Origin of the sequence: Pseudomonas sp. RIT409, assembly GCF_003052515.2 — a bacterium.
Lineage (GTDB): Bacteria > Pseudomonadota > Gammaproteobacteria > Pseudomonadales > Pseudomonadaceae > Aquipseudomonas.
On sequence record NZ_QARE02000007.1, the window covers coordinates 43487 to 67373 of the forward strand.

Here is a 23887-nt window from a genome sequence, read left to right on the forward strand (position 1 = left end):
GAATCGAAGATGGCGCACTTGGCGGGATTCGAACCCACGACCCCTGCCTTCGGAGGGCAGTACTCTATCCAGCTGAGCTACAAGTGCAACGCGGGCGCCATAATACTCATCTGACCTGCGTGCGTCCATGCTGGCGAGCGACTGTTGTTGATTTCGCACGTTTTGGCGCTCAGGGAGGGCGTTGATCGGAATCTTTCTCCCGCAGGGCTACAAGCGTTCTTTTTTTCGAACGGGCTATTGTCCTTTACCCCTGTTGTCCCTAGGATTCGTTTGAGATTTCAAACGCTCCCGCTCAATTCCCTGCGCTTTTGCGGCCTGTGCGTGGGCAGCCCGGTGAATGTTTTCCTGACGGCAGCCTCCTTCGAGGCGCCTTTGAACAATCAATAATTCGCTCCGCGTCGCGCGGTGCTGTTTAGGAGGCCGACATGCAGCTCAAAGATTCGAAGTTGTTCCGCCAGCAGGCGTATATCAATGGCGCCTGGGCCGATGCCGACAGTGGCCAGACCATCAAGGTGAACAACCCGTCGACCAACGAGATTCTGGGCACCGTGCCGAAAATGGGCGCTGCGGAGACCCGCCGAGCCATTGAAGCCGCCGACAAGGCATTGCCTGCCTGGCGTGCCCTGACCGCTAAAGAGCGTGGCGCCAAGCTGCGGCGCTGGTTCGAGCTGATGATGGAGAACCAGGATGACCTCGGTCGCCTGATGACCTTGGAGCAGGGCAAGCCGCTGGCGGAAGCCAAAGGCGAAATCGCCTACGCTGCGTCGTTCATCGAGTGGTTTTCCGAAGAGGCCAAGCGTGTTTACGGTGACGTGATTCCGGGCCATCAGCCAGACAAGCGCCTGATCGTGCTGAAACAGCCCATTGGTGTGACCGCTGCGATCACTCCATGGAACTTCCCGGCGGCGATGATCACCCGCAAGGCTGGCCCTGCGTTGGCGGCCGGTTGCACGATGGTCTTGAAGCCTGCATCGCAAACCCCGTATTCCGCTCTGGCACTGGCCGAACTGGCTGAGCGTGCTGGCATTCCGGCGGGCGTTTTCAGCGTCGTCACAGGCAGTGCCGGCGACATCGGTACCGAGCTGACCAGCAACCCGATCGTGCGTAAGCTGTCGTTCACCGGCTCGACCGAGATTGGTCGTCAATTGATGGCCGAATGTGCCCACGACATCAAGAAAGTCTCTCTGGAGCTGGGCGGGAACGCGCCGTTCATCGTGTTCGACGATGCGGATCTGGATAAGGCCGTCGAAGGCGCGATCGTTTCCAAGTACCGCAACAACGGTCAAACCTGCGTCTGCGCCAACCGCATCTACGTACAGGACGCCGTTTACGACGCTTTTGCCGAGAAGCTCCAAGTCGCTGTCGCCAAACTGAAAGTGGGCGATGGTCTGGCAGAAGGCACCACGACCGGTCCGCTGATCGACGAGAAGGCGGTCGCCAAGGTCAAGGAGCACATCGCCGATGCCTTGGGCAAGGGTGCAAAAGTGCTGACCGGCGGCAATAGCCTGGAAGGCAATTTCTTCGAGCCGACTATTCTGGTCAACGTGCCGAAAGACGCTGCTGTGGCCAAGGAGGAGACGTTCGGCCCGCTGGCGCCGCTGTTCCGCTTCAAGGACGAGGCCGATGTCATTGCGATGTCGAACGACACCGAATTCGGCCTGGCTTCGTATTTCTACGCGCAGAACATGAGCCGCGTCTTCCGTGTGGCGGAAGCGCTGGAGTACGGCATGGTGGGCATCAACACTGGCCTGATCTCCAATGAAGTCGCGCCGTTCGGTGGCGTCAAGGCTTCCGGACTGGGCAGGGAAGGGTCCAAGTACGGCATCGAGGACTATCTGGAGATCAAATACCTCTGCCTCTCCGTCTGAAGCGGCTGCGCTGCGTCGCGACCCTTTGAGAAGCGTTAGAAGATTCAGCCCGCCGGGCGCGAGAGCGACGCTCGGCGGGTCTTTGTTGTAATGAACCTGTTGGGCGGTCGGGAGGCCGGGGCAGTCGATCATCGTATGCTGCCGCTGTTGACCCCGCCGCTAAATCCTTGGACCACGCCGCCCGATGAGCGGTGAATGAGGAAATCATGAGCAAAACCAACGCATCCCTGATGAAACGCCGCGAAGCCGCTGTCCCACGCGGCGTTGGTCAAATTCACCCGATCTTCGCCGACTCTGCGAAAAACGCCACCGTCACTGACGTCGAAGGCCGCGAGTTCATCGATTTCGCCGGCGGCATCGCAGTGCTGAACACCGGGCACCTGCATCCGAAAGTCGTCGCGGCGGTGCAAGAGCAGCTCACCAAGCTGACCCATACCTGCTTCCAGGTTCTCGCCTACGAGCCGTACGTCGAGCTGTGCGAGAAAATCAACGCGCGCGTGCCCGGCGACTTCGCCAAGAAAACCTTGCTGGTCACCACCGGTTCCGAAGCGGTGGAGAACTCCATCAAGATTGCACGCGCTGCCACGGGCCGTGCGGGCGTGATCGCATTCACCGGCGCTTATCACGGCCGGACCATGATGACCCTGGGCCTGACGGGTAAAGTCGTGCCTTACTCTGCGGGCATGGGCCTGATGCCTGGCGGCATTTTCCGTGCGCTTTACCCCAACGAATTGCATGGCGTCAGCATTGACGACTCCATCGCCAGCATTGAGCGCATTTTCAAGAACGATGCCGAGCCGAAGGACATCGCCGCAATCATCCTCGAGCCCGTCCAGGGTGAGGGCGGTTTCTACGTGGCGCCGAAAGCCTTCATGCAACGCCTGCGTCAATTGTGCGACCAGCACGGCATCCTGCTGATCGCTGACGAAGTGCAAACCGGGGCAGGTCGCACCGGCACCTTCTTCGCCATGGAGCAAATGGGTGTTGCACCGGACTTGACCACTTTCGCCAAATCCATTGCCGGCGGCTTCCCGCTCGCCGGTGTCTGCGGTAAAGCAGAATACATGGACGCCATCGCGCCGGGCGGCCTGGGCGGCACCTACGCTGGCAGCCCGATAGCCTGCGCCGCAGCGCTGGCCGTGATGGAAGTGTTCGAGGAAGAGCACTTGCTGGACCGCTGCAAAGCGGTGGGTGAGCGTCTGGTGACGGGTCTGAAGGCGATCCAGGCCAAATTCCCCGCCGTCATCGGTGACGTTCGCGCGCTGGGCGCAATGATCGCGATCGAGTGCTTCGAAAACGGCGATACGCACAAGCCAAACGCGGCTGCGGTGGCATCGGTAGTGGGCAAGGCGCGTGAGAAAGGCCTGATCCTGCTGTCCTGCGGCACCTACGGTAACGTCTTGCGCGTGCTGGTCCCGCTGACCTCGCCGGACGAGCAACTGGACAAAGGCTTGAAGATCATCGAAGAGTGCTTTGCTGAACTGGCTTGACCAATTTGAGCCGGGGTCGCAATTGATCAAATTGTGACCAAATCGTCAGAAAAAACCTGCTTCGGCAGGTTTTTTCGTTTGTTGACGTCAGAAATTGCGCTTGTGGCCTGTCTCAGACGGCGGTCTTTGACTAATGTATTTAGACCGTTGCCGGAGAGTCATGATGACCGTTGTAGAGGCACCTGCAGTACCTCGCGTATTGATTGCCGAGGCCGATCCCTGGGCCCGAGAGATGCTCAGCGAGCTGGTTTTGAATGTGCGTTGCGATGCACAGCTTGATGTGTGCACGGACGGCAAGCAGGCGATTGAGTTGATGCGGGGTTATATCCCGGACTTGGTGATCGCTTCCCGTGAGCTGCCGGGCGTCGACGGTTTGAGCCTGTTGCGCGGTGTGCGGCTTCTTAAACGCCAGCCCCCCGTGCGCTTCATTCTGCTCAGCAATCGTAACGACAGCGCCAGCGTGCGCGAAGCCGTTCAATTGGCCCCTACCGCCTACCTGACCCGCCCCCTCAACATCGACAACCTGCGCCAGCGTCTGGAGCATTTGCTGCTCAAGGATGGCGCGCAAGTGGCTTGCGAGGTTCCGGCACTGGCGCCTGGCGTGGGCTTGGATGCTTTTCTGGAACAACGCCGCGAACTGGCCGACGGGGGCCCGTTGTATGTCGATGTGCGCGACGTGCTGGCGCGCAGCCGCAGCCCGGCAGGGGTCGATCTCAAGGCGCTTGAGCACGAGTTGATCGAAGATCCGCACGTCACCGCTGTGTTGATTGCCGCCGCCAACAGTGCGTCCCAGCACCAGGGCAAGCCTCAACAGACACTGGGGCAGGCGTTAAGTGTTCTGGGCGGCGTACAGAGTGCCAATCTCGTTCAGGGGCTGGCGCTCAAGCGTGGCGCGATCCTGACCGACGCAGCACTGATTTTGCAGGCCAGTGACATCTGGGACGTGTCGCGTCGGACGGCAGGGTACGCGCAAATACTCGCGCGCTCCCTGGAGCTGGATCACGAACGCTGTTATTGCGCCGGGCTGCTCAGGGGGTTGGGCGATCTGTCGGTCATCCGGTGCCTTCAGGAGTGGCTGCAAGGAGGAGGCAAGTTGGACGATGTGACCATCGCTCATGCGCTTGAGCATTACGCCGCAGCCTTCGGTTCGGCGTTACGGACACGCTGGCGCTTGCCGCTGGAGTTACGTGAGCTGATTGCGGCTGTCTACCAATACAACACGGGGGTCTACACCCGAGAAGTGCTGGCGATGAACTTGGCTGGGCAAATGGGGAGGCTGAACCAGGAGGACCCTGTAGAGGCACTTGCGAAAAGCAAGTCGGCGCGTCTGTTGAAGATCAATGCTTCTGATCTGGAGCGAGTGCGAAGCAAGCTGGTGGCGTGAGCAAGGGCCGTGGTCACACCAACACAATCTGATTCTTGCCCTGCCGTTTGGCCTGGTACATGGCCGCGTCAGCGCGGGCAAACAGGGCTTCCAGGCTCTGATCCTGCTTGCCGAGGTTCGTCAGGCCCTGACTGGCCGTGATGCCGTACACCTTATCGTCGCGCGGGAACGTCAAACGCTGGATTTCCCGTTGCAATCGCTCGGCGATCTGTTTGGCCATGTCGGGCGCGCAGCCGACGAACACCGCCGCGAATTCCTCGCCACCGATGCGCCCGAACAAATCGCCGCGACGCAGCGTGTTCCGGCCGCACTCCGCGATGCGCTGCAGCACGATGTCTCCTTCCTGGTGGCCCCATGTGTCGTTGACCATCTTGAAATCATCGACATCGAGGAGCAGAAACGCCATCGGCGTGCCTTGAAGCCTGGCCTGTTCGAATTCCCGCTGCGCGCACTCGAAGAAGTGTCGACGGTTGCTGCTCTGGGTAAGCACGTCAGTGGTCGCCAGGCGCTGAAGCTCGTCTTCCAACTGCTTCTTCTCGGTGATGTCTTCGGCAATCCCCACGACGATCAGGCGCTGGTCGGCTTGATGGCTCACAAAGCATTTGTCACTGAGCCATCGCACTTGCCCGTCCGCACGGATGATGCGGTATTCGCGATCCTCGATGGAGCCCTTTTCCAGGACCTCACTCAGGCTGCGCTCGGCGTAATCCAGATCATCGGGATAGATACTGTCGCGCCACTCGCCGAAGTCAGCGAGCAGCAGGCCTGCGGAGCGACCGAAGATGCGCTCGTACGCGGGGCTGACATAGACCATGCGCTGCGTCTGCCAATCGAATGCCCACAACACGGCATTGACACTGACCAGCAGGGAGCTGAACAGCTGCTCCCGCTCGCTCAAGCGCGCCACTTCGGCCTGAGCGTGCATCAGGGCAAGGAGTGTTTCGGCAGAGGCGGGAGTGTCAAGGGAAGGCGTCTGGTTGTCCATGGGCACTGCATCTCAAGAATAAGGTGCGGCGCACAGCCACAACGTGTTTCAGCATAGCGGGGAAGTGATAGTGAGATCGGTATAGTGGCCCTTAGTTCAACCGGCACACGCCTGGACAAGCGTGCGCCGATCAACGGCATCAGGCGTGGTGAGGGCGCAGCGAGTAGGTTTTGAGCTGGTCGGCGAAGTCGCGCAGGGACTGAATGCCACTGGCTTCGGCCTCGTGCATCCAGTCTTTGATGGCGGCGAGCATGTCGTGGCCATTGCTGCTGGTCCGGGCCCAGATCTGTTGCAGCGCGAGGCGTTTTTCGTAGATCACCTTCAGCGCCTGACTGTGCTCAAGAAGGGTCTGGATACGCATCTGATGGCGGTCTTCCAACAGGCTGGTTTCCCGCGACAGCAGGCGCTTGGCGCGACGGAACTGATGCCGCACCGACGCGTCGGCCTTGGCCAGTTCCTGTTTGACCAGCGGCGCGATCACCAGCTTGCGGTACTGCGCCATGATCTGGAACCGGTTATTCAGGATGGCCATGGCAGTGTCCATGTCGACATGGCCCTTGCCGGCGACCCGGTGGGCGATGGGCGCCACGCGTTGCACGCTGGCCAGCCGCAGCCAGGTGAATAGCTTGATCCACGCCCAGCCCATGTCGAATTCCCAGCGTTTGACCGACAGCTTGGCGGAGTTGGGGTAGGTGTGGTGATTGTTGTGCAGTTCTTCACCGCCGATCAGGATGCCCCATGGCACCAGATTGGTCGCCGCATCACGGCACTCGAAATTGCGGTAGCCAACGGCATGACCCAGGCCATTGACCACACCGGCTGCCCATAATGGAATCCACAGCATCTGAATGGCCCAGACCGTGATGCCGATGACACCGAACAGTGCCAGATCGAGCACCGCCATGATCGCGATGCCCAGCTTCGGGTAGCGCGAATACAGGTTGCGCTCGATCCAGTCTTCAGGGCAGTTCTTGCCATAGATCCGCAGGGTTTCGGGGTTTTCCGCTTCGACGCGATACAACTCGGCGCCTTTGCGCAACACGGTGGACAGCCCCTTGACGACGGGGCTGTGCGGGTCATCGCGGGTTTCACATTTGGCGTGGTGCTTGCGATGGACGGCGGTCCACTCGCGGGTGTTCTGCGCGGTGGTCAGCCACAGCCAGAAACGGAAAAAATGCTTGAGCCCGGCATTGAGCTCCAGAGAGCGATGCGCGGAGTAGCGATGGAGATAAACTGTGACGCTGACGATGGTGACGTGGGTCATCGCCAGAATGACTGCGACCAATTGCCAGACGGACAGGTCGAGCAGACCGTTGTTCCACATAGGCTGAGTTGCCCTCGGTTGTAACGCATCGGGAGGCAGGGCGCATGCGATGGCCCTGAGATGACAGTGCGCATTATCACTTAGCCATCTGATAAAACCAGTCGGTGTTTCGGATAAGCGTCGCGGGATGTTTCTTAATCTATAATCCCGGCCATCTGTAAGGCTTTTGGTTTTTCATGTCAGCGATTACCCGAGATGCGCTTAAAACCGCGCTGTTGTATGGGCTGCTGTCGGTTTTCTGGCTAGCGTTCTGCGACTTCGCACTTCCTCACCTGATCGAAGATCCGGGTCGATTGGCCAGTGCTCAACTGATGAGCGGTTATGCCTGGCTGGTGGTCAGCGGCATCTGCATCTTCCTGGCCCGCGTCCGATTGTCGCGCAGGCTGGCTTCAGCCCCGCGGCGCGGTGAAGACATTCAGCGTCTGCGCCTGGCGTCGGCAGTCTTCGACAGTACGCTGGAAGGGGTGCTGGTAACCGATGCCAATGGCGTCATCGTGCACGTCAACCGTGCCTTCATGGAAATCACCGGCTACCGACAGGACGAAGTGTTGGGTCTGACACCCGCCAAGTTCAAATCCGGCCGACACGGGCCGGAATTTTACGAGCGCATGTACAAAACCATTCTCAGCGCCGGGCAATGGAGCGGCGAGATATGGAACCGCCGTAAAAGCGGTGAGGTGTACCCGCAGTGGCAAAGCATTCGGGTCATCAAGGACGATCAGGGTGTGATCACTCACTTCGTCGCTGTGTTCTCCGACATCACCACGGTCAAGCATTCCGAGCGGGAACTGGCCCATCTGGCCCACTACGATGCACTCACCGGCCTGCCCAACCGCCTGCTGTTCATCGACCGCGCGGAGCAAGCGCAAACCCATGCACAGCGCCATAAGCAGACCCTGGCGTTGCTGTTGATCGACCTGGATCACTTCAAGCACATCAACGACAGCCTCGGTCACAATCTGGGTGATGAGGTGCTCAAGGCGGTCGCCGAACGGCTCACCCGCCTGCTGGAGAAGGGGCTGACACTGGCCCGATTGGGTGGCGACGAATTCGCGGTGCTGGTGGAGGGGCCTTATCACGCGGCCCAGGCGGCGGAGCTTGCGCAGTCCATGCTCAATGGCTTGCGCGAGCCCTTCGTGATCGAAGGACAGTCGTTGTTTCTCACGGCGAGTATCGGCATCAGCCTGTTCCCCAGCGACGCACTAACTGCCGAGCAATTGTTGCGCAATGCCGATGCCGCGTTGTTTCAGGCCAAGAGTCAGGGGCGCGAAGGCTATGCGTTGTACACCGAGCAATTGACTGCTCACGCTCAGCGTCGTGTGGAGCTGGCCACGGAATTGCGCCGGGCCATCGAGCATGAGGAGCTGCGCGTATTCTATCAGCCGATCCACAACCTCAAGACGCGTCGTATCGAAGGGGTCGAGGCCCTGGTGCGCTGGCAGCATCCGCAATTGGGGATGGTCTCGCCGGGAGAGTTCATCCCGATTGCCGAGCAAAGTGGCTTGATCGCCGATATCGATAATTGGGTGTTGGTTGAGTCGTGTCGGCAGATGCGCCAGTGGCTCAGCGAAGGCATTGAGCTCTCGTTCGTGGCGGTCAATGTCTCCAGCCGGCTGTTCAGCCGCGGCGATCTTGAACGTCGAGTGGCGCGGGCACTGAACGAGACCGGTCTGGCGCCGCAACATCTGGAACTGGAAGTGACGGAAAGCGCGGTCATGGACGACCCCGAGCAGGCAATCGAACAGATGCACCGGTTGCGCGAGTTGGGGCTTAAGTTGTCGATTGACGATTTCGGCACCGGCTACTCGTCTTTGCTACGGCTCAAGCGGATGCCTGTGCAGAAGTTGAAGATTGACCAAGGCTTCGTTGCGGGCCTGCCCGAAGACGATGACGACGTCGCCATCGTCAACGCGATCATCGCGCTGGCGCGGGCCATGGGCATGCGGGTATTGGCCGAAGGCATCGAGCACGCCGATCAGGCGGATTTTCTGCTGCGTAATCAGTGCGAACTGGGCCAGGGCTACTGGTTCGCTCGGCCGATGCCCGCCGCCCAGATCGACTGGCAGCATGCGCCGGAGTTCGCTTCTGTCTGACGCCCGAAAGGGTTACTCGCCCTTCGGGTGACAGGTCTGCAGCCGTGGGAATTCGCGAAAAGCGGGCGTTTCCCAAGGCCTGTAAAGCGAGGGTGTTCGCGTAATTTCCTTTGGTTATATCTGCATTCTTAAATAGTATTTTTAAGAATATCTCCCCGTCTCTAATATCGCTCCCACGCCATAAGCAGCCGATTTTCACCGTTGCTGCGGGCAATCTCTCAAGGAGCACCATGATGAGCGCATCCCTACGTAGCGTCGACGGACAGGACGAAGCAAGCATTCTGCGGGAAATCCAAAGTGCGCTGCGCGACCTGCGTTTTGGCGCAGTTGAAATCACTGTGCACAACGCGCAGGTCGTGCAGATCGAGCGCAAGGAAAAATTCCGGTTGCAGAACCCCGGCAAACAGTCGAACTGAGTCAGACCGGTAGGAGCGCGCTTGGCCCAAACCAAGCGCCTCCCTACAAAAAGTAAAGCGTCGTAAAAACTAGAAAAACGCCAACAACACCGATTTCCAGGAGCTTGATTCATGTCCATTCGCCGCTATGCGCTGGCAGCGCTCGCCAGTGCTGTGTTCGCCGGTTCCGCTTTTGCCAAGGACTACCAATTGCTCAATGTGTCGTATGACCCGACGCGCGAGCTGTACCAGGACTACAACGCCGAGTTCATCAACTTCTGGAAGAAATCTCACCCAGGTGACAACGTGGTCATCAACCAGTCCCACGGCGGCTCGGGCAAGCAAGGGCGCTCGGTCATCGATGGTTCGCCTGCGGATGTCGTCACCCTGGCACTGGCCGGTGACATCGACGAAATCGCCAAGCTGGGCAAGTCGCTGCCAACCGACTGGCAGAAGCGCCTGCCGGATGCCAGTACCCCCTACACGTCGACCATCGTGTTCCTGGTGCGCAAAGGCAACCCGAAAGGCATCCATGACTGGGGCGACCTCATCAAGAAAGACGTTTCGGTGATCACCCCCAACCCGAAAACTTCCGGAGGCGCCCGCTGGAACTTCCTGGCGGCGTACGCCTATGGGTTGAAGGCCAACAATGGCGACGAAGCCAAGGCCAACGCCTACATCAAAGAGCTGTTCAAGCACGTGCCGGTCCTAGATACGGGGGCGCGCGGTGCGACCATCAGCTTCGTGCAGAACAACTTGGGCGACGTCCTGCTGGCTTGGGAAAACGAAGCCTTCCTGTCACTGAAAGAAGATGGCGGCGCGGATAAATTTGATATCGTCGTGCCTTCACTGTCGATCCTCGCCGAACCGCCTGTAGCGGTCGTCGATAAAAATGCCGAGAAGAAAGGCAACACCGAAATCGCTACCGAGTATCTGAAGCACCTGTACAGCAAGGAAGGTCAGGAAATAGCGGCGAAGAACTTCTACCGTCCTCGTGACAAGGAAGTGGCGGCCAAGTACGAGAAGCAATTCCCGAAACTGGACTTGGTGACGATCGATAAAGACTTTGGTGGCTGGAAATCGGCCCAGCCGAAATTCTTCGACGACGGCGGTATTTTCGACCAGATATACGTACCGCAGTAAATTCAACGTACGTCCCTGAATGGTAAGTGCGCGCTTGGTCTGGGCCATATCCGGACGATTGCTATCTGTCAGTAGATTTGCTTCCTGACACGCCCTCATCGCGGGCAAGCGCGCTCCTACAATTAGTGCGGCGATATCTGCTAGATTTTGCGGCGTTTTCGCAGACCAAGATAAAGACCCGGACTTGTGCCGGGTTCTGCGTATCAACCAAGGACACCTATGTCTCGACGCATATCCCCCGTCATACCCGGCTTCGGGCTGACGCTGGGTTACACCCTGGTGTACCTCAGCTTGATTGTGCTGATACCCCTCGCGGCCATGTTTGTACACGCGTCTCAGCTGAGCGCCGCGCAATTCTGGAACATCGTCACCGCACCTCGGGTGCTGGCGGCGCTGAAACTGAGCTTCGGCACGGCGTTCTATGCGGCCATTATCAACGGCGTCATCGGTACGCTGCTCGCCTGGGTGCTGGTGCGCTATTCCTTTCCAGGGCGCAAGATCATCGACGCCATGATCGACCTTCCCTTTGCGTTGCCCACTGCCGTTGCCGGCATCGCCCTCACTGCGCTGTACACGCCTACGGGGCTGGTTGGCCAGTTCGCGACGGACCTGGGCATCAAAATCGCCTACACGCCGCTGGGGATCACCCTGGCGCTGACGTTCGTCACCCTTCCGTTCGTGGTGCGTACTGTTCAGCCCGTGCTCGCCGACATTCCACGTGAGGTCGAAGAAGCTGCCGCTTGCCTCGGCGCACGGCCGATTCAGGTGTTTCGTCACGTCTTGGTGCCTGCGCTGTTGCCCGCCTGGCTGACCGGCTTCGCGCTGGCTTTCGCCCGTGGCGTAGGAGAGTACGGCTCGGTGATTTTCATCGCCGGTAACATGCCAATGAAAACCGAAATCCTGCCGTTACTGATCATGGTCAAACTCGACCAGTACGATTACGCCGGCGCGACCTCCATCGGCGTCTTGATGCTGGTGGTGTCGTTCATTCTGTTGCTGCTGATCAACATTCTGCAGCGCCGCATCGAAACCCCGAACTGAGGAGGCGCTTATGTCCGGTCCATCGCTCATTGCTGCTTCCTCTGCGAACGCTGCCCGTCGGGGCAGCGCGGTGTCGCGGCGTATCCTGATCGGCCTTGCCTGGCTGGTTTTCGCATTGTTTTTGCTGTTGCCACTGTTCGTGGTCGTCAGCCAGGGCCTGAAAAACGGGCTGGGCGGATTCTTCACGGCGATTCTCGAGCCCGATGCACTGTCCGCACTCAAGCTGACGATTTATGCCGTGCTGATTTCGGTGCCATTGAACGTGGTCTTCGGTGTCGCGGCGGCATGGTGTGTCAGCAAATATTCATTTCGCGGCAAAGCGGTTCTGGTGACGCTGATCGACCTGCCGTTCTCGGTATCCCCGGTGATCGCCGGTCTGGTCTACATCCTCATGTTTGGCGCCCGTGGCGTCTTCGGCCCTTGGTTGCAGGACCACGACATCCAGATCGTTTTCGCACTGCCCGGTATCGTGTTGGCAACCATCTTCGTCACCGTGCCATTCGTGGCCCGTGAGTTGATCCCCCTGATGCAGGAGCAGGGCACCCAGGAAGAAGAAGCGGCTCGTCTGCTGGGCGCCAATGGCTGGCAGATGTTCTGGCATGTGACCGTGCCCAATATCAAATGGGGCCTGATCTACGGGGTGGTGCTGTGCACCGCACGGGCGATGGGCGAGTTCGGTGCGGTCTCGGTGGTCTCCGGCCACATTCGCGGCGTCACCAACACGCTGCCGCTGCATGTCGAGATTCTCTACAACGAGTACAACCACGTGGCTGCATTTGCCGTGGCGAGCCTGTTATTGATCCTTGCGCTGTTCATCCTGCTGCTCAAGCAGTGGAGCGAAGCGCGCATTAGCCGTCTGCGCCAAAGCGCGGCGGAGGAATAATCCATGTCGATCGAAGTCCGTAACGTCAGCAAGAACTTCAATGCTTTCAAGGCCCTCAACAGCATCAATCTGGACATCCAGAGTGGCGAGCTGGTGGCGTTGCTGGGGCCGTCTGGGTGTGGCAAGACCACGCTGCTGCGCATCATTGCCGGTCTCGAAACGCCGGATCAGGGCAATATCGTGTTCCATGGCGAGGATGTTTCCGGTCACGACGTGCGTGATCGCAACGTCGGGTTCGTGTTCCAGCACTACGCCTTGTTCCGCCACATGACGGTGTTCGACAACGTCGCGTTCGGCTTGCGCATGAAGCCGAAGAACCAACGCCCCAACGAAACCCAGATCGCCGCCAAGGTCCATGAACTGCTGAACATGGTGCAACTGGACTGGCTGGCGGACCGTTATCCCGAGCAGTTGTCCGGTGGGCAGCGTCAGCGCATCGCCCTCGCTCGGGCCCTGGCCGTCGAGCCCAAAGTGTTGCTTTTGGATGAGCCGTTTGGCGCGCTCGACGCCAAAGTGCGCAAGGAGCTGCGTCGCTGGCTGGCGCGTCTGCATGAAGACATCAACCTGACGTCCGTGTTTGTGACCCACGACCAAGAAGAGGCCATGGAAGTCGCCGATCGCATTGTGGTCATGAACAAAGGGGTGATCGAGCAGATCGGCTCGCCGGGCGAAGTGTACGAGAACCCGGCCAGCGATTTCGTTTACCACTTCCTGGGCGATTCCAACCGCCTGCATCTGGGTGAAGACAATCATGTGCTGTTCCGCCCCCATGAGGTCTCGCTGTCGCGTCAGGAGGTGGAAGGTCACCATCCCGCGGAGGTGCGCGATATCCGTCCGTTGGGCGCGACCACGCGAGTGACGTTGAAAGCCGAGGGGCAGCCAGAGTTGATCGAAGTCGAGGTGGTGAAGGATCACGACAGCCTGATCGGCCTGGCGCGAGGGGAGACGTTGTTCTTCAAACCCAAGGTCTGGCAGAAGTTGGCCGGTATATAGCCCTTCTGTTTGATTGATCGTGCCCACGCTCTGCGTGGGCATGCATCCCGTGACGCTCCGCCTCACCCTGGCGATGGACGCGGAGCGTCCTGGGCGGCGTTACCACGCGGAGCGTGGGAACGATCTGACAGCCTTCGGCAGAAACGGGCCGAGGAGCTTTTAAACCGCCGCCTTCTTCAAATCCCGCTTGTGCGTGCGCCCCACGCGCCCCTCGATGTTCCCTTGCAACTTCCTGCGCATCCCCATCAAAAAGGCCGCTTCGGCCGTGACGAACAGCGGGCCGATGATCAGGCCGGAAAGGTCGTCCACGAATGCCGGTTTGCGGCCTTCGTAATAATGGCCGATGAACTGAATGACCCAGCCCACGACGAACAGCGCCACACCCGAGCCGAGCCAGACCATCGTGCCTTGCTGCGCCAAGTGGGCGCCAATCCACAGGAACAACGCCAGGACCACCCCCAGGGCAATGCCCAGTGGCCTGTCCAGTCGAAGGTAGAACAAGGTGGCCGCCACGGTTGCCAGTAGCGCCGGGGACAGCCAGAGATCACCCAGCGCCCAACTGCTCCAACCAGGACGTGATAGTAGGACCGCCACCGCCAGCACGATCAGCGGTACGCCAATGAAATGCGTGGCGATATTACGTGTGTCGCGGTGGTAGGCCGCGTACTGACTGAGGTGATCGACGAGGTTTTTCATTGTTATTCCTCCCGTAAAGCATGGATCATGCGCCCTGATTTTTGGCCGGGCCCGTTGATGGGCTCAGCCTGCAACAAAACGCCAGCGAGAAAAAGGAGATTCACATGACGAATGGAACCCAATGGCGCTCGTGGTTGCTGAACGATCACTGGTTCAACGATTTGCCTGCCTCACTGCAGGATAGTCTGCTCATGGGCATGCGGCAGCGACGCTTCACGCCGGGCAAGCTGATCTTCGAACGGGGCGCACCGCCTTGCGGGCTTTACGCGTTGCTCGATGGATCCCTGCGCTTCAACGACCTCAAGCAGCAAAGTCAGTGGCTCCCTTGCCCGGTGACCGCACGGCCTTACTGGTTCGGCGAAGTTTCCCTGTTCGATGATCGACCGCGGCTGCGGGACGTCTATGCCGCAGACCAACTCATCCTGCTGCACATGCCCCAGGCGCCGCTAGAGCAACTGTTGAACGACCAGCCCAGGTACTGGCGCTATTTCGCCGACCTGCTGAGTCGCAAGCTGAACCTGGGGGTGCCGTCGCCCGAGCAGATGACGTCATTGCCTACCGATGAGCGGGTGGCCTTTCGGCTGCTGATGCTCGCCCAGGGGTACGGAGACATGGACCGCTCGGTGCGCATCATTTCCATTGCCGACCTGCATTCAACGCGCTGTCTGGGGCTGGCGCCCGATGTGGTCGATCGCGTGCTCGAGCAATTCGCCGAACGCGGACTCCTGCGCCGGGAACATGATTTCATCAGCGAACTGGACATTGGGCGCTTGCGCACGGTCGCGCAGCATCGTCTGACGTTTGCCGGAGCATGACGCGCTGAGCGCAGCACGGTATTACGGTTCGGTAGGCATGGCGGCCCATCGTTTCGCTCATGAGCGAGCCGGCCAAGAGGAGCCTGGGTAACAGGACGTCGCGCAGGAATGAGCCCAGCGCTCAAGCCGAATGCCCGAGGCTAGAACCATCGCCAACAAAATTCTGTAACAACCCATCCGTATTCTCTGTATATCCCCGGCGAGCTGGGGGCAGACAGCGTGATTATCAGGGCCGCTCCTTAAGGCAGGGGGTGGCCCTCTTTTTTGCTGCCTTTGCGGCGCCAACCCTCGCGCTGCGACATATAAGAGATGGGTATTAATAAATATCTTCTTATTCTTTTTCGAATATATGTCGCGTCTCTATACTCGCCGCCATGAACGCAGAAAATGCAGGAGGCGAAGGCCATGCATAACGAATCGATCCGCTACCTGATCGTGCCCGGCTGGCAAGGATCTGCCGACGACCACTGGCAAACCCACTGGCAGCACAGCTTGCCCAATAGCGTGCGTGTGGAGCAGGCAGACTGGCTCAAGCCAGGCCGCGAGGATTGGGTGGGTGAACTCCAGAGAACGATTGCCGCCGATACCACGCCGGTGATTCTGATCGGCCACAGCTTGGGCTGCATCACGGTCGCCCATTGGGCTCAATGGGCGCCTTTGGAGACGCTGCGCCAAGTCCGGGGGGCCTTGCTGGTCGCGCCGGCTGACGTGGAGCGTCCCAATTGCCCGCCGGCCATCCGCAACTTCGCCCCTATTCCCGAGCATTTACTGCCGTTTCCGACGCAAGTGGTCAGTTCGGATAATGACTCCGCCGTCAGCGCGCTACGTGCAATGGAAATGGCCCGCAATTGGGGAGCCGAGATCGGCATTCTCAGCGGTGCTGGCCATATCAATGTGAAGTCCGGCCACCAACGCTGGGAGCAGGGGTTCGCTTACCTGTATCGCCTGCAAGGCCGTATCGAGCAACTCACGCGCCGTCGCGCGTGACACGTCGCGGCGTAGTCACGCGCGCCCACATCGGTCTTTTTCGCCGCAGTGATCCGACAGGCCCTGCGGTTTTTTTTTAAACGTCCAGGCATCGATGGCTTGGGCGGGAGCCTGCCATGAGCCATTCAGATCTACCGCAACAGCCGCTTCTCACTTTCCCTGACGCCGAAAAAAGCCCCCTGAGCATCCGTGCCAAGGCGCTGGTGTTTTTCGACCCGCGGTCGCGTCGATTACGGGAGGAGATGGAGCAGTTGGCGCCTCTGGACCTGCCGGTGCTCATCCGCGGCGAGCCAGGAACGGGTAAAGAATTGCTCGCGCGGCATATTCATCGCGGCAGTGATCGCGCCGGGCTGTTCGTCTCGGTGAATTGCGGCGCAATCAGTCCCACTTACGCAGAAGCCGAATTGTTTGGCTACGCACCAGGTACGCACAGTGGCTCGGCCAGCAGCCGGGCAGGGTGGTTCGGTTCGGCCACTGGCGGGACGCTGTACCTGGACGAGATTGCCGACTTGCCATTGGCGATCCAGATCAAGTTGCTGGCGGCGCTGGAGAATCACGAAGTGACCCGTGTCGGCGCCTCGCAGCCCACGCAGGTCGATGTTCGGCTGGTGGCCGCGACGAGTATTGACCTGAGCCTGGCCGTCAAAGCCGGAAAATTCCATGAGCGCCTTTATCGTTACCTCAGCGAAGGGCGCCTGGATTTACCGTCGCTGAGGGAGCAGCCGGGGAATATCCTGCCGTTGGCCGAATACTTTCTGGGGATCTACAGCCAGCGCCTGGATTTTGAAATGCCTCTGATCAGCGAGGCGGCTCAGCACCTGCTGGAAGCGCATTTTTGGCCGGGCAATACCCGAGAGCTGGAGAATGTCATCCATTTCGCCCTGCTGGTGAGCAGCGGCTCGGAAATTCTGCCGGAACACCTCAACCTGCCCTTGCGCTGATTGCCTGTGCAGGAGCGCGCTTGCCCGCCATGACGTCGGGACATCAGGCATTAAGGGTGGCTGACACAATGCAATCGCGGGTAAACGCGCTCCTACCAGGCAGTTCTTCATGCGCAACCTGCGAGTTAGACGGTCGGATGGTGGCTAAAAGCCTTGTGAGAACCGAAAGGCATATACATTCGCTTAAAAAGTATTGTCTCGGCATAAAAAATGTCGGTAATGTCCGCGTCAGCCGCCACCCTCCCGGGTCGTACCCGCGGCATCCATGAAACAGAGTTGCCCACAAGGCGACCGGATTCTACTAAGGACATCGCATGAAAAAGACGTTGCTGTTCACCGCATTGGCGGCTGCCCTCTCCTTCGGCATCAACGCGGCACAGGCTGCGGAAAAACTGGTCGTGGGTGCGACCGCCGTTCCCCACGCCGAGATTCTGGAGCTGATCAAGCCTGAGCTGGCCAAAGAGGGCGTGGACCTGCAGATCAAGGTATTCACCGATTACGTGCAGCCGAACGTGCAACTGAACGAAAAACGTCTGGACGCCAACTATTTCCAGACCAAGCCCTACCTGGACGGCTTCAACAAAGGTAAAGGCGCGACGCTGGTCACCGGTGTGGGCGTACACGTCGAACCGTTCGGCGGCTATTCGAAGAAGTGGAAGTCCATCGACCAGTTGCCCGAAGGCGCTACCGTGGCCATTCCAAACGAAGGCAGCAACGCCGGTCGCGCCCTGCTGTTGCTGCAGAAGAACGGCCTGATCACCCTGAAAGATCCGACCAACGCGCTGGCGACACCCAAAGACATCGCCACCAACCCGAAAAAACTGAAATTCCGCGAGCTGGAATCGGCCCTGCTGCCGCGCGCGCTGGACCAGGTCGACCTGGACCTGATCAACACCAACTACGCGCTGGAAGCCAAGCTGAATCCGAAGAAAGATGCGCTGATCCTGGAAGGCTCCGACTCGCCTTACGTGAATTACCTGGTGACCCGTACGGACAACGCCCACACCGACGCCATCGAAAAGCTTTCCAAGGCGCTGACCAGCCAGCAAGTCAAAGACTTCATCAACAAGAAGTACGACGGTGCGGTATTGCCAGCGTTCTGATGAGCAGATGATGTTGTTGAAGGTGCGAGCTTACTCGCGATAGCGATGCGTCTTACTGCTGTGTTCGACTTGACGCATCGCTAGCACACCCAAGCCTTCCAAGGGCGGTGACATCACTGCCCTGCGTTTTTCACGCCGACGGCACGTATCTGCGTCGGCGTTTTCGCATGGATGCCCAATGCGCGGCGCAGCGCGATGAGCAGCTTCACATTGTCTTCAGAGGCTTTGCCCTGGCCATGATCTGCATCGTTTTCGCGTAGCGGCATCGCTGTTCCTCTCATTCCCGTGCCCGATAGTCGGTTCGTTCCGTATCAAGCCTCGCTGCAAGACGGAAGATAGACAGGTAGTGGAGGACGTGGTTCTGGGGCCAGTCGGAATTTTCACCGCGGCGTGCGTCGGATGGTGGCATTGAGCCTTGGCTAGTTCTTTCGGCGCTATCCATATTCCGCAACAGTATTTAAATTTCCTTTCTTATATCTATAAAGTTCCGCCTCATCAGTCAGCCCTTTGAGTCGGAGTTCTCATGCCAGCAGTCTCCCCCGCTTCCTTGTCGGCGCAAGCGCCGGGCCAGCAGTTCGACGTGCGTCCATTCACCGAAAAGGTGGGCGCGGAGATCGTTGGGCTTGACCTGTCCCAGCCGCTGAACGACGCAGACTTTGCGCGCGTGCACCGCGCCCATCTGGATCACCACGTCGTGGTGTTTCGCGACCAGCACATCACCCCGCAGCAGCAGATCGACTTCAGCCGCCGTTTTGGCGTGCTGCAGATCCATGTGCTCAAGCAATTTCTGCTGCCCGGCCACCCTGAAATCCTGATCGTCTCCAATATCGTCGAGAACGGTCAGCCGGTCGGGCTGGGCGACGCGGGCAAGTACTGGCACTCGGATCTCTCCTACAAGGAACTGCCAAGCCTGGGATCAATGCTTTATGCCCAGGAACTGCCCAGTGAGGGAGGCGATACATTGTTCGCCGATATGCACCTGGCGTGGGATACGTTGCCTGACCACCTGCGCAAGGCCGTCGAAGGTCGCAACGCGGTGCACAGCTATACCTCCCGCTACCGTGACGGCCGCAACGCTGAGAACTGGCGCCCGACCCTCAGCGCCGAGCAACTGGCACAAGTGGCGGTCGTCAGCCATCCGATCGTGCGGACTCACCCGGAAAATGGCCGCAAGGCGCTGTTCGTCAGCGAGGGCTTCACCACTCATATTGTCGGCCTGCCTGAAGACGAAAGCCGGGCAATTCTGGATGAGCTTTATGCTCACAGCGTGCGCCCGGAGAACGTTTATCGCCATAAGTGGCAGGAGAACGACATGGTGTTCTGGGACAACCGTTCCCTGATTCACCTGGCCGGTGGCACTCCCGACCATCTGCGCCGGCGCCTGCACCGCACGACCATTCAGGGCGATGCGCCGTTCTGATCCACTTTTTGATTGAGAGCTCGCTCAATGAATGCTGTTCTGCAAAGCCACACGGCTAGCGATCGCTTGAATGCGCAACAGGCCGATCAGCCTACCGCTGAAGCGCTGTTGCAAGTCCAGGGCGTCAGCCTTGAGTACCGCACTCCGCAGCGTGTTGTGCGGGCCACCCATCAGGTCAGTTTCGAGGTCGACCCGGCCGACCGCTTTGTCCTGCTTGGCCCATCGGGCTGCGGCAAGTCCACGCTTTTGAAGGCTGTGGCCGGTTTCATCACGCCGAGTGAAGGGCAGATTCGTCTGGCGGGCGAGCAGGTCAGAGAACCCGGGCCGGATCGCATCGTCGTCTTTCAGGAGTTCGATCAACTACCGCCCTGGAAAACCGTCATTGAGAACGTCATGTTCCCGTTGCTCGCGTCACGCACCCTCAAACGCCGAGAGGCCGAGGAGCGTGCGCGGCATTACCTGGAAAAGGTGGGCCTGAGCGCCTTTGCCGAGGCGTACCCGCATACCCTGTCCGGGGGCATGAAAGCCCGTGTGGCCATTGCGCGGGCGTTGGCGATGCAGCCGAAAATCCTGCTGATGGACGAGCCTTTCGCGGCGCTTGACGCGCTGACCCGTCGCAAGATGCAAGAAGAATTGCTGGAACTGTGGGAAGAGGTGCGCTTCACGCTGTTGTTCGTGACTCACTCCATCGAGGAAGCGTTGGTGGTCGGCAACCGGATTCTGCTGCTGTCGCCGCACCCTGGGCGCGTTCGTGCCGAGATCAATAGCCATCAATACGACCTCAAGAGTCTGGGTGGCGTGGATTTTCAGGCCTCGGCCCAGCGCATCCATCGCTTGCTGTTCGACGAGGGCGAAACGCCTGCGGTGGAGCAGGATCTGCGGTTTCAAGACATTCGGATCGCCTATTAATGCGCGCCTCGTCCCTGTAGGACCGCGCTTGCCCGCGATTGCAATCGACTCATTACATTGTTGTCGATGACACACCGCAATCGCGGGCCAGCTCGCTCCTCCGGAACGGTGACCCAAGAGAGACAACGCCATGAGCCTTTCCCCCCCGATTCGCGAGGAATATGAAATTGCGCTGGAGCCTTTCACCCAAGAAGACCTGGCCCGCGATATTCCCCTCGCCCGACGCATCTGGCAGCAAGGCTGGGTGCGCAAGAGCGTGATTCTGATCGCCCTGGCGGTGATCTGGGAAATCGCTGCGCGCGTGCAGGGCAACGATTTGCTGTTGCCGAGTTTCATTGACACAGCCAAGGCGTTCGTCGATGGCGTCGTCACTGGCGAGTTGCTTGCCAAGGTCTGGATTTCCCTGACGGTGCTGGTCAAGGGCTATCTGATCGGCATTGTGCTGGCGTTCGGCATGACCACCCTGGCGGTGTCAACGCAACTGGGCCGTGACTTGTTGGCCACGTTGACCTCGATGCTCAACCCGCTGCCCGCCATCGCATTGCTGCCTCTGTCGCTGCTGTGGTTTGGTCTGGGCGAGAACAGCCTGATTTTCGTCCTCGTGCACTCGGTGCTTTGGGCCCTGGCGCTCAATACCTACGCTGGCTTTCTCGGGGTGTCCGAGACCCAGCGCATGGCCGGGCGCAATTACGGCCTGAAGGGGATCCGGTTCGTCTGGCACATTCTCATCCCGGCGGCGCTGCCGTCGATTCTGGCCGGGTTGAAAATCGGCTGGGCGTTTGCCTGGCGCACGCTGATCGCCGCCGAGCTGGTCTTCGGCGCGTCTTCGGGCAAAGGCGGTCTGGGCTGGTACATCTTTCAGAACCGCAATGAGCTGTACACCGACAAGGTGTTCGCCGGCCTGGCGGCCGTGATCATCATCGGTTTGCTGGTGGAAAACCTGCTGTTCAGCAATGTCGAGCGCCTGACCGTCAAGCGCTGGGGCATGCAGCGTTGAGTCACGCCTAAAAACACGGCGCTGCATGGACCGGACCGCCGGACATGAAGCCACACAACACTTATTCGCTTTCATGTGAGGAATTCATGGGGACTTCATTCAAACGTCCGGCATTGACCGTGCTGGCAACCACGCTGGGTCTGTTTGGCGCGCTACTGAGCAGCGGCGCGAACGCCGAAGGCAAAATCAGCATCGCTCAGCAATTCGGGATCGGCTACCTGATTCTCGATGTGGTTCAGCAGCAAAAGCTGATCGAGAAGCACGGCAAGGAGCAGGGCATCGATATCAAGGTCGACTGGAACAGCATTTCCGGCGCCACCGCGATGAATGAAGCGCTGCTGGCCGGCGCGCTAGACGTGGTGTCGGCGGGCGTGCCACCGATGCTCACCATATGGGACCGCACCAAGGGCAAACAGAACGTCAAAGCCATCGCCTCGTTGGGATCGATGCCCAACTACCTGTTGAGCAACAATGCGAACGTGAAGAGCATCAAAGACTTCACGGACAAAGACCGCATCGCCGTTCCGGCCGCCGGTGTGGGCTTCCAGTCGCGCACCTTGCAGATCGAGACTGCCAAACTGTTCGGTAACGACAACTACAAGAAATTCGACACCATCTCCGTCAGCCTGCCGCATCCGGACGCCACCTCAGCGTTGATCGCTGGTGGTTCGGAAATCAGCGCGCACTTCTCCAGCCCGCCGTTCCAGTACCAGGAGCTGGAAAACCCCAACGTGCACAAAGTGCTGAGCTCGTACGACGTATTGGGCGGTCAGGCGACCTTCAACGTGCTCTATACGACGCAGAAATTCCACGACGAAAACCCGAAGACGTACAAGGCTTTCTACGACGCGCTGGCTGAAGCCGAGAAGATCATCAAGGCCGACAAAACGGCAGCGGCCAAGACCTACATCGAAGTCGAAAAATCCAAGCTGCCATTGCCGCTGGTGGAAAAGATCGTCAACGATCCGGAAATCGATTTCACCGTCGTGCCGCAACGCACCTACATCTACGCCGAGAAACTGCATGAAATCGGCGTGCTGAAGAACAAGGCGGACAGCTGGAAAGATTTCTTCTTCGAAGAAGCCCACGAGGGAGCGGGTAGCTGAAGCGATCCCGTGCTTCGGCAGCTAGGCGTGACGGCAGATCGCCGAGTAAGCCACGCTGCCGCAGAGGGGAGCGCCGCTCAATCGGGCCAACGCCATGCCGGTTGATCGAGCATCCCCTGACCGACGATTCCGGTCTGTCCCAATTCCTTCTCCAACACAATGCTGTTGCAGTGGGGGTCTCGTTCCAACGCTGCAATCAAACGGCTGGCGTGTGACACCACCCAGATCTGGCAGTTTTTCGAGGCCCGAATGATCAGCCTGGCCAGCGCAGGCAACAGGTCCGGGTGCAGGCTGGTTTCCGGCTCATTGAGCACCATCATCGTGGGCGGGCGAGGCGTGAGCAGCGCAGCGATCAGCAGCAGATAGCGAAGCGTACCGTCGGACAACTCCGAGGCCGACAATGGCCGGAGCAACCCATGTTGGTAGAACGCCAGCGCGAACAGCCCCCCTGCCTGTACGTCAATCGCAATGCGTGCGCCGGGGAATGCGTCGCTGATCGCCTCATCCAGCACGTCAGGCTCGCCGATTTCACGGATGGTCTGCAGCGCTGCGGCCAAGTCCCTGCCATCGTGATGAAGGACGGGCGTGCGAGTGCCCAGTTGCGGTTGGCGCGCGGGGGCTTCGGTGTCACTTCGAAAGTGATCATAAAATCGCCAACCTCGAATGCGCTCGCGAAGCTCGATCACTTCTGGAGAGGACCGCATGTTGCCCACCTGATCGAACAGGCTATCGAACGTCGGAGTGTGTTGCGCGAGGACGTCCCAACTGCGGCCCTCGCGAGCGCGGATCATAGGGCCGGCACGATCCACCAACAGGCTGGCGGGGCGGTAGAGAGGGCCAGCCCAGATGCATTCGCGTTTGATCTCGGGGTCGAGGCCGAAGGCACTTTGATCGAGCGGCGGCGGTGGCAGGCCCAGTGAGATGGCGTAACTGAAGTCCTGCGCCGCAAACCCCAGACGCAGGCGGACCACATCACTGCGCGGCCCTCCTTGAATCTCGACCTCACCGTTGCGCATGCGCCGGCTGATGCTTTCCGGTCCGGCCCAGACGGTAGAACTCAAGCCACCTTCCCTTGCCAGCGCATTGATGACCCCACCCTGCGCCGTCTCGGCCAGCAGCCGCAGCGCTCGGTAAAGGTTGGATTTACCGCTGCCGTTAGGTCCAGTGACCAGATTCAAACGCGCCAGCGGCACGATCAGTGTGTTGATCGAGCGGTAATTGGCGATGGCGAGGGTGGTGAGCATCGAGCATTCCATGCAGTGAGCAGGCGTGACTGGCGAGTCCGGTTGGCCGAGTTTAGCGGGGGAAGGAACC

At 59.7% G+C, this 23887-nt stretch carries 21 protein-coding genes, 1 tRNA gene and 1 pseudogene; 17 read left to right on the top strand and 6 right to left on the bottom strand.

The genetic code is table 11. The annotated features are described in order from the left end of the window. Positions 1-10 precede the first annotated feature (10 nt). Positions 11-87 (bottom strand) — tRNA-Arg (locus DBP26_RS10885). A gap of 338 nt (positions 88-425) precedes the next feature. On the opposite strand from DBP26_RS10885, the gene gabD reads away from it, so the two are divergent. The 3 genes from gabD (at position 426) to DBP26_RS10900 (ending at position 4742) form a co-directional block, all read left to right on the top strand. Beyond that, on the top strand, positions 426-1868 hold the full coding sequence (gene gabD, locus DBP26_RS10890) for an NADP-dependent succinate-semialdehyde dehydrogenase (RefSeq protein ID WP_108237591.1): 1443 nt from the start codon (positions 426-428) through the stop codon (positions 1866-1868). A 206-nt stretch (positions 1869-2074) separates the two neighbouring features. Next, a complete protein-coding gene (gene gabT, locus DBP26_RS10895; RefSeq protein WP_108237592.1) occupies positions 2075-3358 on the top strand; it encodes a 4-aminobutyrate--2-oxoglutarate transaminase in 1284 nt (427 codons plus the stop codon). A gap of 163 nt (positions 3359-3521) precedes the next feature. Further along, positions 3522-4742 (top strand): HDOD domain-containing protein, encoded by a 1221-nt coding sequence (locus tag DBP26_RS10900; protein ID WP_108237593.1) that lies wholly within the window; start codon positions 3522-3524, stop codon positions 4740-4742. Between the two features lie 13 nt (positions 4743-4755). Here DBP26_RS10900 and DBP26_RS10905 read toward each other — a convergent pair whose 3' ends face one another. Both DBP26_RS10905 and desA read right to left on the bottom strand, forming a co-directional pair. Continuing rightward, entirely contained in the window at positions 4756-5727 is a 972-nt protein-coding gene (locus DBP26_RS10905; protein WP_108237594.1) for a sensor domain-containing diguanylate cyclase, read from the bottom strand. Between the two features lie 139 nt (positions 5728-5866). Continuing rightward, positions 5867-7051, bottom strand: a complete 1185-nt coding sequence (desA, locus tag DBP26_RS10910) for a delta-9 fatty acid desaturase DesA (RefSeq protein ID WP_108237595.1) — start codon at positions 7049-7051, stop codon at positions 5867-5869. Between the two features lie 176 nt (positions 7052-7227). On the opposite strand from desA, the gene dibA reads away from it, so the two are divergent. The 6 genes from dibA (at position 7228) to DBP26_RS10940 (ending at position 13599) form a co-directional block, all read left to right on the top strand. Then, the gene (gene dibA, locus DBP26_RS10915; RefSeq protein ID WP_108237596.1) at positions 7228-9144 is read left to right on the top strand and encodes a phosphodiesterase DibA; all 1917 of its coding nucleotides are present in this window, start codon (positions 7228-7230) and stop codon (positions 9142-9144) included. A 233-nt stretch (positions 9145-9377) separates the two neighbouring features. Next, positions 9378-9560, top strand: coding sequence for a sulfur starvation response protein OscA (gene oscA / locus DBP26_RS10920; protein WP_108237597.1), 183 nt, complete (start codon positions 9378-9380; stop codon positions 9558-9560). Positions 9561-9671: 111 nt separating this feature from the next. Then, positions 9672-10682 (top strand): sulfate ABC transporter substrate-binding protein, encoded by a 1011-nt coding sequence (locus DBP26_RS10925; protein WP_108237598.1) that lies wholly within the window; start codon positions 9672-9674, stop codon positions 10680-10682. A gap of 219 nt (positions 10683-10901) precedes the next feature. Then, the gene (cysT, locus tag DBP26_RS10930; RefSeq protein WP_108237599.1) at positions 10902-11723 is read left to right on the top strand and encodes a sulfate ABC transporter permease subunit CysT; all 822 of its coding nucleotides are present in this window, start codon (positions 10902-10904) and stop codon (positions 11721-11723) included. A 10-nt stretch (positions 11724-11733) separates the two neighbouring features. Next, positions 11734-12606, top strand: a complete 873-nt coding sequence (gene cysW, locus DBP26_RS10935; RefSeq protein WP_108237600.1) for a sulfate ABC transporter permease subunit CysW — start codon at positions 11734-11736, stop codon at positions 12604-12606. A gap of 3 nt (positions 12607-12609) precedes the next feature. Beyond that, positions 12610-13599, top strand: coding sequence for a sulfate ABC transporter ATP-binding protein (locus DBP26_RS10940; protein WP_108237601.1), 990 nt, complete (start codon positions 12610-12612; stop codon positions 13597-13599). Positions 13600-13758: 159 nt separating this feature from the next. Here DBP26_RS10940 and DBP26_RS10945 read toward each other — a convergent pair whose 3' ends face one another. Next, positions 13759-14295, bottom strand: a complete 537-nt coding sequence (locus DBP26_RS10945; protein ID WP_108237602.1) for an Mpo1-like protein — start codon at positions 14293-14295, stop codon at positions 13759-13761. A gap of 104 nt (positions 14296-14399) precedes the next feature. Here DBP26_RS10945 and DBP26_RS10950 point away from each other — a divergent pair, with 104 nt between their 5' ends. The 4 genes and pseudogenes from DBP26_RS10950 to DBP26_RS10965 all read left to right on the top strand — a co-directional run bounded on the left by DBP26_RS10950 (position 14400) and on the right by DBP26_RS10965 (position 18141). Then, entirely contained in the window at positions 14400-15110 is a 711-nt protein-coding gene (locus DBP26_RS10950) for a Crp/Fnr family transcriptional regulator (protein ID WP_108237603.1), read from the top strand. Positions 15111-15515: 405 nt separating this feature from the next. Continuing rightward, positions 15516-16097 (top strand): alpha/beta hydrolase, encoded by a 582-nt coding sequence (locus DBP26_RS10955; protein ID WP_108237797.1) that lies wholly within the window; start codon positions 15516-15518, stop codon positions 16095-16097. Between the two features lie 116 nt (positions 16098-16213). Next, positions 16214-17029, top strand: a pseudogene (locus tag DBP26_RS10960) (sigma 54-interacting transcriptional regulator); the annotation flags it as partial. Positions 17030-17352: 323 nt separating this feature from the next. Continuing rightward, positions 17353-18141, top strand: a complete 789-nt coding sequence (locus DBP26_RS10965) for a MetQ/NlpA family ABC transporter substrate-binding protein (RefSeq protein WP_108237605.1) — start codon at positions 17353-17355, stop codon at positions 18139-18141. A gap of 113 nt (positions 18142-18254) precedes the next feature. Here DBP26_RS10965 and DBP26_RS26945 read toward each other — a convergent pair whose 3' ends face one another. Beyond that, on the bottom strand, positions 18255-18407 hold the full coding sequence (locus DBP26_RS26945; protein WP_158541423.1) for a hypothetical protein: 153 nt from the start codon (positions 18405-18407) through the stop codon (positions 18255-18257). A gap of 257 nt (positions 18408-18664) precedes the next feature. Between DBP26_RS26945 and DBP26_RS10970 the strand changes: the two genes are divergently transcribed. The 4 genes from DBP26_RS10970 to DBP26_RS10985 all read left to right on the top strand — a co-directional run bounded on the left by DBP26_RS10970 (position 18665) and on the right by DBP26_RS10985 (position 22573). Beyond that, positions 18665-19561: a TauD/TfdA family dioxygenase gene (locus DBP26_RS10970; RefSeq protein ID WP_108237606.1), complete on the top strand. Its 897-nt coding sequence runs from the start codon at positions 18665-18667 to the stop codon at positions 19559-19561. 27 nt (positions 19562-19588) lie between these two features. Then, positions 19589-20470 carry an ABC transporter ATP-binding protein gene (locus DBP26_RS10975; RefSeq protein WP_108237607.1) on the top strand — a complete coding sequence of 294 codons (882 nt, stop codon included), beginning with the start codon at positions 19589-19591 and terminating at the stop codon, positions 20468-20470. A 130-nt stretch (positions 20471-20600) separates the two neighbouring features. After that, positions 20601-21467, top strand: coding sequence for an ABC transporter permease (locus DBP26_RS10980; protein ID WP_108237608.1), 867 nt, complete (start codon positions 20601-20603; stop codon positions 21465-21467). 86 nt (positions 21468-21553) lie between these two features. Then, a complete protein-coding gene (locus DBP26_RS10985; RefSeq protein ID WP_108237798.1) occupies positions 21554-22573 on the top strand; it encodes an ABC transporter substrate-binding protein in 1020 nt (339 codons plus the stop codon). Positions 22574-22650: 77 nt separating this feature from the next. Here DBP26_RS10985 and DBP26_RS10990 read toward each other — a convergent pair whose 3' ends face one another. After that, the gene (locus tag DBP26_RS10990) at positions 22651-23817 is read right to left on the bottom strand and encodes an AAA family ATPase (protein WP_108237609.1); all 1167 of its coding nucleotides are present in this window, start codon (positions 23815-23817) and stop codon (positions 22651-22653) included. Positions 23818-23887: the final 70 nt, after the last annotated feature.